This window comes from Hymenobacter nivis, from assembly GCF_003149515.1.
In the GTDB taxonomy this organism is placed as follows: Bacteria; Bacteroidota; Bacteroidia; order Cytophagales; family Hymenobacteraceae; genus Hymenobacter; species Hymenobacter nivis.
Map to the genome: position 1 here is coordinate 4,179,435 of NZ_CP029145.1, position 13,707 is coordinate 4,193,141.

The window sequence follows — 13,707 nt, forward strand, 5'->3', positions numbered from 1 at the left end:
CCCATCCTATGGCCGTTTCTTATCTTGCCGATAACCAGCAGCGCTTCCTCGACGAGCTGCTTGACTGGCTGCGCATCCCCAGCGTATCGGCCGACCCCAAGTTCCACGGCGATGTGCTGCGGGCCGCCGATTTTCTCAAGGCCCGCCTCGAAGAAGCCGGCGTGCAAAACGTGGCCCTGTACGAAACCGCCGGCAACCCCATCGTGTACGGCGACTACCTCACCGACCCTGCCCTGCCCACGGTGCTCGTGTACGGCCACTACGATGTGCAGCCCGCCGACCCCTACGAGCTGTGGCAATCGCCGCCGTTTGAGCCGGTTATCAAGGACGGCAAGATTTACGCCCGGGGGGCCTGTGACGACAAGGGCCAGGCCTACATGCACGTCAAGGCCTTCGAAATGATGATGCGCGACGGCCAGGGCGGCGTGCCGTGCAACATCAAGTTCATGATCGAGGGCGAGGAGGAAATTGGGTCCAACAACCTGGCCCTCTTCGTGCAAGCCAACAAGGAAAAGCTGCAAGCCGACGTCATTTTGCTGTCCGACACCGGCATGCTGGCCAACGACGTGCCCAGCATCGAGGTGGGCCTGCGGGGCCTCAGCTACCACGAGGTGGAGGTGACGGGCCCCAACCGCGACCTGCACTCGGGCCTCTACGGCGGGGCCGTGCAAAACCCCATCAACGCGCTGTGCGCCATGATTGCCAGCCTGCACGACGAAAACGGCCACATCAATATCCCCGGCTTCTACGCCAACGTGGAGGAGCTGACGCCCGCGGCCCGCGCTGAGTTGGCTAAGGCGCCCTTCAACGAAGCTGATTTTGAGGCCAGCATCGGCCTGCCCGCAGCCTATGGCGAGGCCGGCTACAGCACGCCCGAGCGCACCAGCATCCGGCCCACACTCGACGTGAACGGCATTTGGGGCGGCTACACTGGCGAGGGTGCCAAAACGGTCATCGCCTCGAAAGCCTTCGCCAAAATCTCGATGCGCCTCGTACCAAACCAAACTAGCGACGAGATTACGGCCCTGTTTCAGCAGCACTTTGCCAGCATTGCCCCGGCCGGCGTTACGGTGCAGGTGCGGCCCCACCACGGCGGCGAGCCCGTCGTAACGCCCACCGATTCGGCCGCTTACCGCGCCGCCGCCGCCGCCATGGAAACTACCTTCGGCAAGGCCCCGGTGCCCACGCGCGGGGGCGGCTCCATCCCCATCGTGGCCATGTTCAAGTCCGAGCTAGGCATCGATTCGGTGCTGCTCGGCTTCGGCCTCGATTCCGACGCCATCCACTCGCCCAACGAGCACTTCGGCGTCTTCAACTTCCTGAAAGGCATCGAAACCATCCCGCACTTCTACCGCAACTACGCCGCCGCGGAAACGCGGTAGGGCCCCGGGCAAGCGCCAGCAGGGCCCTCGTTTAAGGCCCTAAAAAGGCCCGGCCTCCGTCAGGAAGCCGGGCCTTTTTGGGGCCCTAAACAGCCTGGCGGCTAGTTAAACGAGTACGTTGCGTAGAGCTGGAATGCGCTGTTGCGCGCCCGGGACTGCACCGTCGTATTGCCCATCGGATAGGAAGTGGGGAAATTGGTGAATTCGCCGTTGTAGCGCAGGCCCAGGCCTAGGCCGTGCTTGAGCTGGTAGCCCAGGCCTGCCAAATAGCCAAAATCAACGCTCTTGTAACTAGGTGTAACGTCGGTTGACGCGCTGCCGGACTGGTACTTCGCGGCCACTAGGAAACCAACTTGGGGCCCTGCTTCGAAAAAGAACCCGTCGGTGTTGATGTGGAAGGCCAGCGGCACATCAATGTAGTGCAGGCGGTAGTTGACGTCCACCGCGTTGGTCTTGGCACCCTTCTGCGAGTACAGCACTTCGGGTTGAAAGGCAACTAGCCGCGTGAGGCCAATATTAGCGAAGATGCCGGCGTGGAAGCCAAAGCGATTATTGAAGATATTCTTGGCGTCGGCTCCCACAAAATCGGTAAGCGACGCACCAGCCTTAAGGCCCAGCGATACGTTGCCGCCGCGGCCACGGTACTGCGCTTGGGCCGCGCTGCCCATGCTCATTAGCAACGCAATAGTAATAATTGATTTTCTCATGAAATTAATTTGGTGGAAATAGCAAGCCGCAAAAATACGGTGTTATCTCTTTGATCAGTAACGCGGAGCTTATTTTTTTATAGAACAAGATGTTTTGTAACGTATAGAATGGATCAATATTTTATTATTCAATAAAATATTTTTATATTTTCTGGATAATAAATAATTAGGTCTACTATTGTATGCAAAATAAAAACCCGGCCTTTACAAAAGGCCGGGTTTTTATTTTGTCTTATCGAATACTTATTTTCCGCCGAAGGCGTAGCCTACTTGGAATTGGAATACCGAGTTGTGCACGCTAGGGTTGTTGCCGTTGCCACCGGCGTAAGCTTGGCCAGCGTAGTTAGCTGAAATACCTTGCTTGTACACTTGCGTAAAGTCGCCGGTGTAGCGCAGGCCAAGGCTCAGGCCGCTGGTGATCTGGTAGCCGATGCCGCCTACATAGGCAAGCACCGTCTTGTTCATGTCGGCGCTGTTGGTGTTGTCCGTGCTCTGGGTGCTGGCGTTGCCGGTCTGCGTGAAGTCGCGGTTGCGCACCAAAAAGCTAGCCTGGGGGCCCAGTTCAAAGAAAAGCCCTTTGCCATCCTGGCCGGCGTTCACGCGCAGCAGCACGGGCACGTCGATGTAGCTCAGCGTGGTTTTAAAGCGGGTAGTAGGCAGGTTCTGGAAGTTGTCAATCGAGGCACCCTTCTGCGAGAACAGCACTTCTGGCTGCACCGAAAAGTTGTCGGCAATGCCAAAGTTGGCGTAAAGACCGGCCGTAAAGCCCGACTTGTACTGGCTGCCCTGCGAATCGGAACCGGAGAAAGTAGCCAGGTTATAGCCGCCTTTCACACCGTATTTAATGCCGGTCTGGGCGTTTGCGGTGCCAACGATGCCGGCAAGGAGGGCGAGGGGAAGGATTACTTTCTTCATAATTGAAAGAATGTAAAAAAGGTATAATTAACAATTACTCACAACGGCAAATTGCCAATCTGAACGTGCCTTATATCGGGCCTGGGATTAGCAGGGTTGCGGTTTTTTTGTAAAAAACTTCCTCTTTTAATAATTCAGAATTAATTCACGCAATTTATTTCCGTGCTTATTCCTCCTGATGGCGTGGTGCTGAAAGCATTAGGGCTGCACGGCACTTAGCCAGTGGTTCAATTCAAACTGTGGTGATTTATTAGTTTGGAACTGTACGCCCTAGCCCGGCGCGTGCCGGGGCCCCGGGCTCTGACCGTACGCCGGGGCCCAAACGCTTCAGGGCCCCACCGCTGGGGTTGGGGCTGGTTTTGAAACGGTTCGGTAAAAAAAGCTGGTCCAGTGGCGAAGTCTTTTCCATCTTTCGGCCGTGGCTGCACTACTGGCCGCGCCCAACCATGGAAACCTTCTTTCAATATAACCGCTACCTGCACATTACGGCCGGCGTCATCGGGTTTTTTGTGGCTCCGGTGGCCCTGGCAGTCCGCAAGGGCGGAGCGGCCCACCGGCTCTGGGGCCGCGTATTTTTTTGGGCAATGGCGGTGGCCGGCACCACGGCCATTGCCGGGGCACAGCACATCCACAGCTTATTTTTGCTGCTCACGGCGGTGTTCAGCCTGTACATGGCCGGGTTTGGCTACCGTTCCATTTTTCTGAAGCCGCTGGCCTGGAATGCCCGCGTGGCGGCCTTCGATTGGGCCGTGGCGGGCACTGGCCTGGTGGTGTTCGCGGGCACGGTAGCCTACGCCTTCGCGGCGGGCAATGTGCCCGTGGGCGTGTTTGGGGCCCTGGGGGCCCTAACGGCGGGGCGGCAGCTGCGCGGCTATGCCAACGCCGGCCACTGGGCCAAAACCCAGTGGCTGCTGAACCACATTTCGGGCTTTATGGCGGCGTACATCGCGGCGGTGTCGGCGTTTTCGGTTACTAGCCTGCGCTTTATCCCGTTCCCGTACAATTTTTTGTGGCCCACGGTGCTGGGGGTGTCCGTCATTTGGTGGTGGCAGCGCCGGGTGCGGGCCGGGCGGGCGGCTACCGCACCAGGCTTCGGTTTATCTGCTTCACCAGCCCCGGCCCTTCATAAATAAAGCCAGTATAGAGCTGCACCAGCGAGGCGCCGGCCGCCAGCTTTTCCTGCGCGTCGGCTGCCGAATGGATGCCGCCCGCTCCGATGATGGGCAAGCCGCCCGCGCTACGCCGGTGCAGGTAGCGAATCACTTCCGTGGCCCGCTCGCGCAGTGGCCTGCCGCTGAGGCCCCCCGCACCCAGGCCCGCCACGTGGCCGGCGTCGGTGCGCAGGCCGCCGCGGCCGATGGTGGTGTTGGTGGCCACGAGGCCACTCAGGTGGGTTTCCTCGGCGATTTCGATGATGTCGTCGAGCTGGGCGTCGGTGAGGTCGGGGGCTATTTTGAGAAGCAGCGGGCGCGGTACGGGGCGGGCCAGGTTGCGGGCCTGCACCTGCTGGAGCAGGTCAATCAGCGGCTTCTTTTCCTGCAACTCGCGCAGGCCCGGCGTGTTGGGCGAGCTCACGTTCACCACGAAGTAATCCACCACTTCGGCTAGGGCGTCGTAAGCGGCCAAGTAATCGGCCGCCGCTTCGGCGTTGGGCGTGTCCTTGTTCTTGCCAATGTTGCCGCCGATGATGAGCTGGTGGTTGCGCCGCCGCGCCAGCTGCGCCGCCACGGCTGGGGCCCCGTCGTTGTTGAAGCCCATGCGGTTGATCAGGGCCTCGTCCTGCGGCAGCCGGAATAGGCGCGGCTGCGGGTTGCCGGACTGCGGCCGGGGCGTTACCGTCCCAATTTCCACGAAGCTGAAGCCCAAAGTGGCTAGCTCGTCGGTAAGGGCCGCGTTCTTGTCGAATCCCGCCGCCAGGCCTACGGGGTTCGCGAATTTCAGGCCGAATACCGTGCGTTCCAGGCTCGGATGCTGGTAGTCGTACAGTCCGCGCAACAGGGCCCTGACGCCCGGCACATGGGCAGCCCGGCGCAAATTATCGAACACGAAGTGGTGGGCGCGCTCGGCGTCGAGTTTGAAAAGCAGGGGCTTAACGACGGATTTATACATATATAGGGTCTTATCCGGCCCAACCTTCGCGGTCGAGGCTGCGGTACTGGATGGCTTCGGCTAAGTGCTGGATCTGGATTTCTTCGGTGCCGGCAAGGTCGGCAATGGTGCGTGCTACCTTCAGGATGCGGTCGTAGGCGCGGGCGCTCAGGCCGAGGCGCTCCATGGCCGTTTTCAGCAGCATGCGGCCGGCGGGGCTGATTTCGCAGATGTCCTTCACCATCTGGGGCGGCATCATGGCGTTGGAGTGCACGTCGGGAAACTCTTTAAAGCGGGCTTCCTGCACCTGCCGGGCCCTGTCCACGCGGGGCTGAATTTCGGCGCTGGTTTCGGCCTTGCGGGTTTCCGTCATCTGGTCGAAGGTCACGGGCGTCACTTCCACGTGCAGGTCGATGCGGTCGAGCAGGGGCCCCGAGACTTTGTTGAGGTACTTCTGCACCACGCCGGGGCCGCATACGCACTCCTTTTCGGGGTGGTTGTAGTAGCCGCACGGGCACGGGTTCATGCTGGCGATGAGCATGAAGTTGGCCGGAAACTCGATGCTGATTTTAGCGCGGGCGATGGTCACGCGGCGCTCTTCCAGCGGCTGGCGCATCACCTCCAGCACTGAGCGCTTAAACTCGGGCAGCTCGTCGAGGAACAGCACGCCGTTGTGGGCTAGCGAGATTTCGCCCGGCTGCGGGTTGCTGCCGCCGCCTACCAATGCCACGTCCGAAATTGTGTGGTGTGGGGCCCTGAACGGCCGCGTGCTCAGTAGTCCGCCGCCGGCCAGCTTGCCGGCCACCGAGTGGATTTTAGTGGTTTCCAGGGCCTCCTGCATGCTTAGCGGGGGTAAAATGCTGGGCAGGCGCTTGGCCAACATGGTTTTGCCCGCGCCTGGGGGCCCGATCATAATCACGTTGTGGCCCCCGGCGGCGGCAATTTCCAGGGCCCGCTTGATGTTTTCCTGGCCCTGTACGTCGGCAAAATCGGCCGTGTACTTGTTCACCGCGTGCTGAAACAGGTCGCGCGTGTCCACCACCGTGGGCTTGACATCGGCGCGGCCCTCCAAAAAGTCGATGGCCTCCTGCATACTGCCCACCGCCAGCACATCAAGGTTGTTGACGATGGCCGCTTCTTCGGCGTTTTCCTTGGGCAGGATGATGCCCTTAAAGCCTTCCTTGCGGGCCTGAATGGCAATCGGCAGCACGCCCTTGATGGGCCGTAGCTCGCCATCGAGCGACATCTCGCCCATAATCACATACTCGTGCAGCCGTTCGGTGTTCAGCTGCTGCGAGGCGTGCAAAATGCCCAGCGCAATGGGCAAGTCGTAGGCTGCGCCCTCCTTGCGTATGTCGGCCGGGGCCATGTTCACCACCGTTTTGGTGCGCGGCATCCGGTAGCCGCGGAATTTTAGCGCCGCCTCAATCCGCTGCTGACTCTCCTTGATTGCGTTGTCGGGCAAGCCCACCACGTTGAATCCCGTTCCGGCCGATACTACTACTTCAATAATAATGGTGTAGGCATTGACTCCCTGCACGGCCGAGCCGAAGGTTTTGGTTAGCATAAAATAATTAGTAACAGAAGATATTTGATTGATTAATTGATAATTAGGCCGTCATGCAGAGCGTAGCGAAGCATCTTTCCCGCGTAACTAATCATGATTACTAGCGCAGTAAAGATGCTTCGCTGCGCTCTGCACGACGGCCTTTTCTAAATATGATAACCTGTTTAAGCAGAAATTAGCTAAGCACCAGTTGCTCAATTAGCATAATCAAAATGTGAATCACTTTAATATGGATTTCCTGGATGCGGTCGGCGTAGCCGCTGTGCGGGGCCCTGATTTCCACGTCGCAGATGCTAGCTAGCGCGCCGCCGTCCTTGCCGGTGAGGGCCACTACTTTTATGCCTTGGGCGCGGGCGGCTTCGGCGGCGCGGAGCACATTGGGCGAATTGCCGCTGGTGCTGATGGCCAGCAGCACGTCGCCCGGCCGGCCCAGGGCTTCCACGAAGCGGCTGAAGACGAACTCAAAGCCATAGTCATTGCCCACGCAGGTCATGTGCGAGGCGTCGGTGAGGGCGATGGCGGCCAGGGCCCGGCGGTCGGCGCGGTAGCGGCCGCTCAGCTCTTCGGCGAAGTGCTGGGCGTCGCAGAGGCTGCCGCCGTTGCCGCAGGTGAGGATTTTACCGTCGTTTTTGAGGCTTTTCGCCATCAGCTCGGCCGTATCGGCGATGCGGGCCAGGTTGGTTTCATCGGCCAGGAAGTGGTCGAGCACGGCGCGGGCTTCGGTTAGTTCGGCGTGGATGGCCGCGGTGAGGGCAGTGGTGGGATGGGGCACGCGAAAAGGGTGGGGCGCGGAAAAAAAGAACTACAGCTGCGGCCGCTCGGCCGAAGGCGTATTGGGCAGGCTGGGATCGTGCTGCGGAAACATTGGGTGCTGCGGTGCGGGCGGCGCGGTGGGGGTTCCGTAGCGGTTGGCGGGCGCGCCCTGGGGCCCGGTACCCAGCGGCTGGCTCGTCTGCTGGTGGTCGTAGAGCCTGGCTTTTAACTCGTTGATGCGGCTATCTTGCTTGGCCACGTTGCGGCGCAACAGGCTGCTGTCGAGGTTCTCAACAACTAGGTGTACGGCCAGGATGCTGGCCCCGATGGTGGCCAGCATCTGGAAGAAGTCCCGCTCTCGCTCCACTTCCGACAGCGCCGTTCCCAGGTCCGCTATTTGATTCCGCACCGCCGGCACCAGCAGGAACAGCAGGGCCAGCAGCAGGTACACCATCACCACTACCGAAACGAAACGTTTGAGCGCAATCATGAGGAGAGAAAGTTTTTAAGTGAAGGGTTCGGCAATAAAGATAAGCCCCGCCGGGGCCCTACACCAGCGCGGCGTTGGTTTGTAGCGAGCTAAGGCGCTGGTACACACCGCCAGGCCGGCGCAGCAGCTCGTTGTGGGTGCCACGCTCCACAATGCGGCCGTGCTGAAGCACGATGATTTCGTCGGCGTGCTGCACCGTGCTCAGGCGGTGGGCAATGACGAGCGAGGTGCGCGCTGCCATCAGGCGTTGCAGGGCCTCCTGCACCAGCTTTTCGCTCTCGGTATCGAGCGCCGAGGTGGCTTCGTCCAAAATCAGAATCGGCGGGTTACGCAAAATGGCGCGGGCGATGCTCAGGCGCTGCCGCTGCCCGCCCGAGAGGCGGCCGCCGCGGTCGCCAATCATGGTTTGGTAGCCGTCGGGGCTGGCCACGATGAACTCGTGGGCGTTGGCGATTTTGGCGGCTTCGATGACTTCGGCCTCCGTGGCCTCTGTGTTAAAGCGGATGTTGTTGAAAATCGTGTCGTTGAACAAGATGCTTTCCTGCGTGACGATGCCCATCTGGTCGCGCACCGAGTGGATGGTGCAGGCGCGTACGTCGTGCCCGTCGATGAAAATCTGGCCGCCGCTGGCGTCGTAGAAGCGCGGCAGCAGGTCGGCCACCGTGCTCTTACCGCCGCCGCTGGGGCCCACCAGGGCCACCATCTGGCCTTTCTTAATAGTCAGGTTCAGGTCGTAGAGCACCGGCGTGTCGCCGTAGCTGAACTGCACGTCGCGCAGCTCAATTTCGTGCGCGAAGGGCGGGAGCACCAGGGCCCCCGGCCGGTCGCGCACCGTCGGCTCGGTATCGATGATGCGCAGTACCCGCTCGCCGGCCACCAGCCCGCGCTGGATGTTGCCAAATGAGCCCGACAGCGCCTTGGCTGGCGTGAGCACCTGCGAAAATAGGATGACGTAGCCGATGAACACCTCACCGGTTAGCGTGGTGTTGCCGCCCAAAATGAGCGAGCCGCCGAAGTACAGCAGCCCCGCCACCACCGACACGCCGGCGAATTCAGAGAACGGCGAGGCTAGGTCGCGGGTGTTGTCAATGCGCCGCGAGGTGCTGGCATAACGGTTGTTTTGCTCATCAAACTTGTCTTTGATGTAGCCCTGGGCATTGAACGCTTTGATAACCCGGATGCCGCCCAGCGTCTCGTCAATCACCGACATCATGGAGCCCAGCGTGCTCTGGCTGATTTCGGCCTGCCGCCGCAGCCGCTTGGCGATGCTGGCAATGATGCCGCCCGATACGGGCAGGAGCACCAGCGTGAACAAGGTGAGTGGGGCCGAAATGTGAAACAGCACCAGAAAATACGCCACGATGGTGAGGGGCTCTTTGATAACCGCCGTCATGGTATTCACTACCGAAGTTTCTACTTCCTGCACATCGGCCGTGAAGCGCGACATCAAATCCCCTTTGCGCTCACTCGAAAAAAAGCTCAGTTGCAGCCCCACCACGCGGTAGTACAAGTCGCGCCGCAGGTTGAGAATAACGCGGGCCCGCACCTTGGCTAAAAGCCGCAGGCTAAGGTAGCGAAACACGTTGCTCAGTAGCACCGAGGCCACTACTATCCCGCACACAAAGGCCAGGGCCCCCATCTTGCCATACGCCGCCAATACATCGGCAAAGAAATAATTGAAGGTCTGCGTCACCCAATCGATGGTGGGCTTGAAGACGGGCAGGTGGGCCGGGGCCTGCGCGGGCATCTTGTCCGTTTTATCGAACAAAACGCTGAGCAACGGAATGATCAGCGTGAAGTTACCGATGCTGAAAAAGATGGTCAGCACCGTGTACAACAGGTATTGGGGTAAAAATGCAAGCCAAGGCCGGGCGTATTGCAGGATGCGGAGGTACGTCTTCATAAATCACAGATTATGCAGATTAACCGTGATTTCGCTGATTCCTAATTTCACGTGTGTTATCGCAATTATTCCTAGCCGGTAAGTACCCGTTGCTAATTAGTTTGATGTAAAGAGCGTCATGCTGAGCGTAGTCGAAGCATCTCTTATTCGGGGTTAACTACAATATTTAAAGTTAGTTACGCAGCGTATATGCTTCAACAAACTCAGCATGGCCGGCTGTTTTAATATAAGCTATTTACCGACGGGTACTTAATGATTGGTAAAAGCCGTTAATTACTTGCCGCCTTTTTCTTTGAATCTGCGAAATCACGGTTAATCAGTTTAATCAGTGATTAAAATTCATTCAGGCGCTTGGCGATGTTCCAGCGCACAGCCACCGAGGCGTAGGTTTCGTTGCCGCTCATGGCACCATAATAGGTGGGCTGGTTTAGGGTTTGGTGCCGGGTGATGAGGGTGGCGTCTAGGAACAGGTTGAGGCGCGGCTGGTAGGTGGCCGTAAAGTCGGCGTGGAACAGGTGGCTTTTGTCGCCGTTGCCTACGCGGTAGCCGTGGTCGACGTCGGTGCCGGGGGTAGTGGAAGGAGCTCGCTGGTTGTACGAGAGCAGTACGTTGCCCCCGTTGTTGCTATAGGCAGTAGCGGTAGTAGGCAGTGCATCAAGGCCCTGCATCGTATAAAAGCCCTTGGCTACCAGGTGCAGGCGGGGCAAGGGTTGGTAGCTGAGTACCGCCAGCAGTTCCGTCAGGTTGGCCCCCATGGGATGGGCCAGCGGCTGCTGGTAGTTTTGGTAGTTGGTATAAATGGTTTCGTGCTGATAAGTGTAGGGGCGGATGAAGTTGACTTCCACTTGCAAATCAAGGTTTTGCACGCCGCCCACGTCGAGCAGCTTGCCGCCGACCTGCACGGCCTGCTTGTTGGCCCACCAGCCGTTGCCGGCTAAAATCTCGTTCAACTTAAACTCGTCCAGCACCAACTGGCCATAAAGCTGGGCGCGGTGCCGAATGTTCCACTTAAAATCAAGGCCCAGTAAGGCATTGTCGGCCGAACCCACGTTTTGCTCAATAGCGCGGTAGAAAATAACTGGGTTCAAGTATTGAATTTCCAGCCCGCGGCCCGGCCCGCCCGATACTTCCGATTCAAACACGCCGATATTGAAATTCTTGGTCACGTCGAAGCTCAGGTGGTGCAGCGCCAGGTATTTCTTGGGATACACTTGGTCGGCGTTTTCGCGCTGGGCCGTAAGCTCGGCGAAAATGTTCTGGTAGTTGAATTTCCAGACGCGGGTATTGAATTTTAGGAAGAAATACGGCGCACTGTAGTCCGATAAAATCAGCGAGCGGTAGCCGTTGCCGATGAAGTTGCGGTCGTGCGCAAACTGGATGTTGATGTGCTTGGTGGCCGCGTAGGTTACGCCGCCCCGCGCCGTGAAGAAGTCGTAGGCGCTGCCATTTTGCACTTTAAAGTACTTAGTGTAGCCCTCGTGCGGGGCCACGGGCCCGCCGGTCAGGTTGTCGCGCTGGATACGCTGCTGCACCCAGCCCGGCACGGCCTCCTGGTTATCGGTCAAAAAGCCGTAGAAGCCCAGCCGCTGGTCCACGGTGCCTTCAAAGGAGACGCCCCGCGTGTTCACGTAGCGCAGGCCGTCGATACTGCCGTTGCCGCTGTCTTTGCCGCCTTGCAGCAATAGCACCGGGTTCAGCCGAAAAGTAAAATCCTTGGTTTGAACGTGGTAAAAGTCGGTCTGGTCGCGGTAGAAATACGTGAGGATGGGTTGCTTGCTTTCGTTCAGGCTGTTGCCCGGTACCGAGTACATCCAGTTGTCTTTCAATAAGTACTGCGCGTTGAAGCGGTCGGCCCGCGAGAGCGTGCCGGGGCCCACCCCGGTGCTGTCGGGCGAGAGGAGCCGCTCGCCCAGGCGGGCCACGCCAGCGCGGGTGTAGGGCCGGGCACTGGTGTGCGGGTCGTTCAGCGAGTCGGGTCCGTACTTGATGGCGTAGCGGTCGATGAGCCGGTACGTGTCCGCATCGAGCGGCACGTAGAGGGCCCCCTGGGTGGAGAACGGCGCGGGGCTAGCCGGAGCCTCCACGTCCGCCGCGGCCCTGTCGGGCTGCGGCGTTGCTACCGGGGCCGCCGCTGGCATTGCCATTGGCGTGGCTACCGGGGCGGCTACCGGGGCTGCCGCCGGGAGCGGTAGGGGCGTTCTGGCCGCGGGCTTCAGCGTATCGTTAAAGATGTACCAGTTCGAGGTTTCGTTGCCTCGCGCTGGGATGGTGGGCGTGGCGGGGGCTGGGGTGGCAGGCGTTTGGGCCGCTGCGAAGCCGGCCGGTAATGCGTAGGTAGCGAGGAGTAAAAGGATCTGTTTCATATCAAATAAGCAACTCGGTAAAGCCAGGGGCATTGCGCGCCGCACCCATCAATTAACAAACCTACGCAAGCGGCCGTTGGCAGCGTAGGGGACCTGCTTGGGGCCCCCGCGGGGCAGGTACCTTTGGGCGTTGGGGGTTTTTGTGCCAACTTCGGGACGCGGTTGGCGTTTGGCCGGCCGGTTCTTTTCTATTCAAAATTCCCGCCGCATGGCCGATATTCCGTCCGTTCCCGCTTCCGAAATCGCCCACGCCGCCAAAGCCAATCCCCGCGTGCACGAGGTGTGCGCCGAGCCCAGCATCGCCAACCACTTCCTGGCCGAGCTGCGCGACCGTGAGGTGCAGAAGGACAGCCTGCGCTTCCGCCGCAACTTGCAGCGGCTGGGCGAAATCATCGCCTACCGCATCAGCGCCCACCTCAGCTACACCGACAAAACCATCCAGACGCCCCTGTCCGAAACCACCGGCAAGCTGCTCCACGACTTCCCGGTGCTGGCCACCGTGCTGCGGGCCGGCCTGCCCTTCCACCAGGGCTTCCTGAACTACTTCGACCAGAGCCCCAGCGCGTTCGTGGCCGCCTACCGCATCGAAGGCACGGCCCAGGTGACGGTGCAGGTGGACTACCTCTCGGCCCCGAGCCTCGACGAGCGGGTGCTGATTCTGGCCGACCCCATGCTGGCCACCGGCAAAAGCCTGGTGCAAACTTACCGGGCCATGTTGCGCTTCGGCATGCCGCGGCAGGTGCACATCGCGGCCGTCATTGCCTCGCCCGAGGGCCTGGCCCATGTGGCCCGCGAAATCCCGGAAGCGCACCTTTGGGTGGCCGCCATCGACGAGCACCTCAACGACCAGGCCTACATCATCCCGGGCCTGGGCGACGCTGGCGACCTGGCTTTCGGCAGCAAAATCTAGCGCCGGGGCCTTGGCCTGCCGGCGGGGTACCTTTACCGCTGGCGGGATTTTTGCCCCTCGCCCGTCGTCTACCCTAACCCCCTGCCGTGCTCCCCCACGCCTTCAAATACGCTTCCGTGTTCCTGCTGAGCATGGTGAAGTTTTTGGGCGGCCCCCTGGCGGGGGTGTCGATGGGCTTGCCGTTTGGCCTCACACTACTGCTCACCGTGGCGGGTATGATGACCACAGTGTTCATCATTTCGGGCGTGGGCCGGGTGTGGGTGCGCCACCGCCAGCAGCAGCGACGGTTGCGGCGGGTACCCATATTTTCGTCGCGCTCGCGCAACATTATTAAGGTGTTTCGGCGGTTTGGCATGGGCGGCATTGCGTTCCTCACGCCGGTGCTGCTCTCGCCCATCGGGGGCACGGTCATCGCCACGCTGCTGGGCGTGCCGCGCGGCCGCATCCTGCTGCACATGCTCTGGAGCGCTGTGTTTTGGGGCGGCGTACTTACGCTGGCCAGCGTGCGGTTCGGGCATTTGATCCACCATTGATTGGTCCCAGGCACCCGTTTCTCAGGTAAAAAGAACGTCACGCTGAACGCAGTGAAGCATCTCTACCGCAACAGTAATTATATGCTTGCGTGGTAG

General features: G+C 60.1%; 12 protein-coding genes. 4 read left to right on the forward strand and 8 right to left on the reverse strand.

Annotation, left to right across the window (positions count from 1 at the left end):
• Positions 1-8: 8 nt before the first annotated feature.
• Positions 9-1,382: a dipeptidase gene (locus DDQ68_RS18560; RefSeq protein WP_109657641.1), complete on the forward strand. Its 1,374-nt coding sequence runs from the start codon at positions 9-11 to the stop codon at positions 1,380-1,382.
• 101 nt (positions 1,383-1,483) lie between these two features.
• On the opposite strand, the gene DDQ68_RS18565 is transcribed toward DDQ68_RS18560, so the two are convergent.
• Entirely contained in the window at positions 1,484-2,089 is a 606-nt protein-coding gene (locus DDQ68_RS18565) for a porin family protein (protein ID WP_109657642.1), read from the reverse strand.
• A 243-nt stretch (positions 2,090-2,332) separates the two neighbouring features.
• A complete protein-coding gene (locus tag DDQ68_RS18570) occupies positions 2,333-3,004 on the reverse strand; it encodes a porin family protein (RefSeq protein ID WP_109657643.1) in 672 nt (223 codons plus the stop codon).
• A 446-nt stretch (positions 3,005-3,450) separates the two neighbouring features.
• Here DDQ68_RS18570 and DDQ68_RS18575 point away from each other — a divergent pair, with 446 nt between their 5' ends.
• Positions 3,451-4,137: a hypothetical protein gene (locus DDQ68_RS18575; RefSeq protein WP_109657644.1), complete on the forward strand. Its 687-nt coding sequence runs from the start codon at positions 3,451-3,453 to the stop codon at positions 4,135-4,137.
• Here the strand turns inward: DDQ68_RS18575 and DDQ68_RS18580 are convergent.
• From DDQ68_RS18580 to DDQ68_RS18605, 6 genes are all read right to left on the reverse strand, one after another.
• Complete coding sequence (locus DDQ68_RS18580; RefSeq protein ID WP_109657645.1) at positions 4,082-5,113, reverse strand: quinone-dependent dihydroorotate dehydrogenase; 1,032 nt, start codon at positions 5,111-5,113, stop codon at positions 4,082-4,084. The genes DDQ68_RS18575 and DDQ68_RS18580 overlap by 56 nt on opposite strands.
• A 10-nt stretch (positions 5,114-5,123) precedes the next feature.
• The gene (locus DDQ68_RS18585; RefSeq protein ID WP_109657646.1) at positions 5,124-6,659 is read right to left on the reverse strand and encodes a YifB family Mg chelatase-like AAA ATPase; all 1,536 of its coding nucleotides are present in this window, start codon (positions 6,657-6,659) and stop codon (positions 5,124-5,126) included.
• Between the two features lie 175 nt (positions 6,660-6,834).
• Positions 6,835-7,431 (reverse strand): D-sedoheptulose 7-phosphate isomerase, encoded by a 597-nt coding sequence (lpcA, locus tag DDQ68_RS18590; protein WP_211320173.1) that lies wholly within the window; start codon positions 7,429-7,431, stop codon positions 6,835-6,837.
• A 30-nt stretch (positions 7,432-7,461) separates the two neighbouring features.
• Positions 7,462-7,902, reverse strand: a complete 441-nt coding sequence (locus DDQ68_RS18595) for a hypothetical protein (RefSeq protein WP_109657647.1) — start codon at positions 7,900-7,902, stop codon at positions 7,462-7,464.
• Between the two features lie 58 nt (positions 7,903-7,960).
• Positions 7,961-9,805, reverse strand: coding sequence for an ABC transporter ATP-binding protein (locus DDQ68_RS18600; protein ID WP_109657648.1), 1,845 nt, complete (start codon positions 9,803-9,805; stop codon positions 7,961-7,963).
• A 332-nt stretch (positions 9,806-10,137) separates the two neighbouring features.
• Positions 10,138-12,168, reverse strand: coding sequence for a capsule assembly Wzi family protein (locus DDQ68_RS18605; RefSeq protein ID WP_245897107.1), 2,031 nt, complete (start codon positions 12,166-12,168; stop codon positions 10,138-10,140).
• A 208-nt stretch (positions 12,169-12,376) separates the two neighbouring features.
• Here DDQ68_RS18605 and upp point away from each other — a divergent pair, with 208 nt between their 5' ends.
• Together upp and DDQ68_RS18615 are read left to right on the forward strand one after the other, a co-directional pair.
• Positions 12,377-13,078 carry a uracil phosphoribosyltransferase gene (upp, locus tag DDQ68_RS18610; protein WP_109658511.1) on the forward strand — a complete coding sequence of 234 codons (702 nt, stop codon included), beginning with the start codon at positions 12,377-12,379 and terminating at the stop codon, positions 13,076-13,078.
• A gap of 86 nt (positions 13,079-13,164) precedes the next feature.
• Complete coding sequence (locus DDQ68_RS18615; protein WP_245897108.1) at positions 13,165-13,611, forward strand: hypothetical protein; 447 nt, start codon at positions 13,165-13,167, stop codon at positions 13,609-13,611.
• Positions 13,612-13,707 lie beyond the last annotated feature (96 nt).

Excerpts from the sequence above, each read along its gene's own strand:
- DDQ68_RS18560 (WP_109657641.1), top strand. The coding sequence starts at position 9 with ATGGCCGTTTCTTATCTTGCCGATAACCAGCAGCGCTTCCTCGACGAG.
- DDQ68_RS18565 (WP_109657642.1), bottom strand. The coding sequence starts at position 2,089 with ATGAGAAAATCAATTATTACTATTGCGTTGCTAATGAGCATGGGCAGC.
- DDQ68_RS18570 (WP_109657643.1), bottom strand. The coding sequence starts at position 3,004 with ATGAAGAAAGTAATCCTTCCCCTCGCCCTCCTTGCCGGCATCGTTGGC.
- DDQ68_RS18575 (WP_109657644.1), top strand. The coding sequence starts at position 3,451 with ATGGAAACCTTCTTTCAATATAACCGCTACCTGCACATTACGGCCGGC.
- DDQ68_RS18580 (WP_109657645.1), bottom strand. The coding sequence starts at position 5,113 with ATGTATAAATCCGTCGTTAAGCCCCTGCTTTTCAAACTCGACGCCGAG.
- DDQ68_RS18585 (WP_109657646.1), bottom strand. The coding sequence starts at position 6,659 with ATGCTAACCAAAACCTTCGGCTCGGCCGTGCAGGGAGTCAATGCCTAC.
- DDQ68_RS18595 (WP_109657647.1), bottom strand. The coding sequence starts at position 7,902 with ATGATTGCGCTCAAACGTTTCGTTTCGGTAGTGGTGATGGTGTACCTG.
- DDQ68_RS18600 (WP_109657648.1), bottom strand. The coding sequence starts at position 9,805 with ATGAAGACGTACCTCCGCATCCTGCAATACGCCCGGCCTTGGCTTGCA.
- DDQ68_RS18605 (WP_245897107.1), bottom strand. The coding sequence starts at position 12,168 with ATGAAACAGATCCTTTTACTCCTCGCTACCTACGCATTACCGGCCGGC.
- upp (WP_109658511.1), top strand. The coding sequence starts at position 12,377 with ATGGCCGATATTCCGTCCGTTCCCGCTTCCGAAATCGCCCACGCCGCC.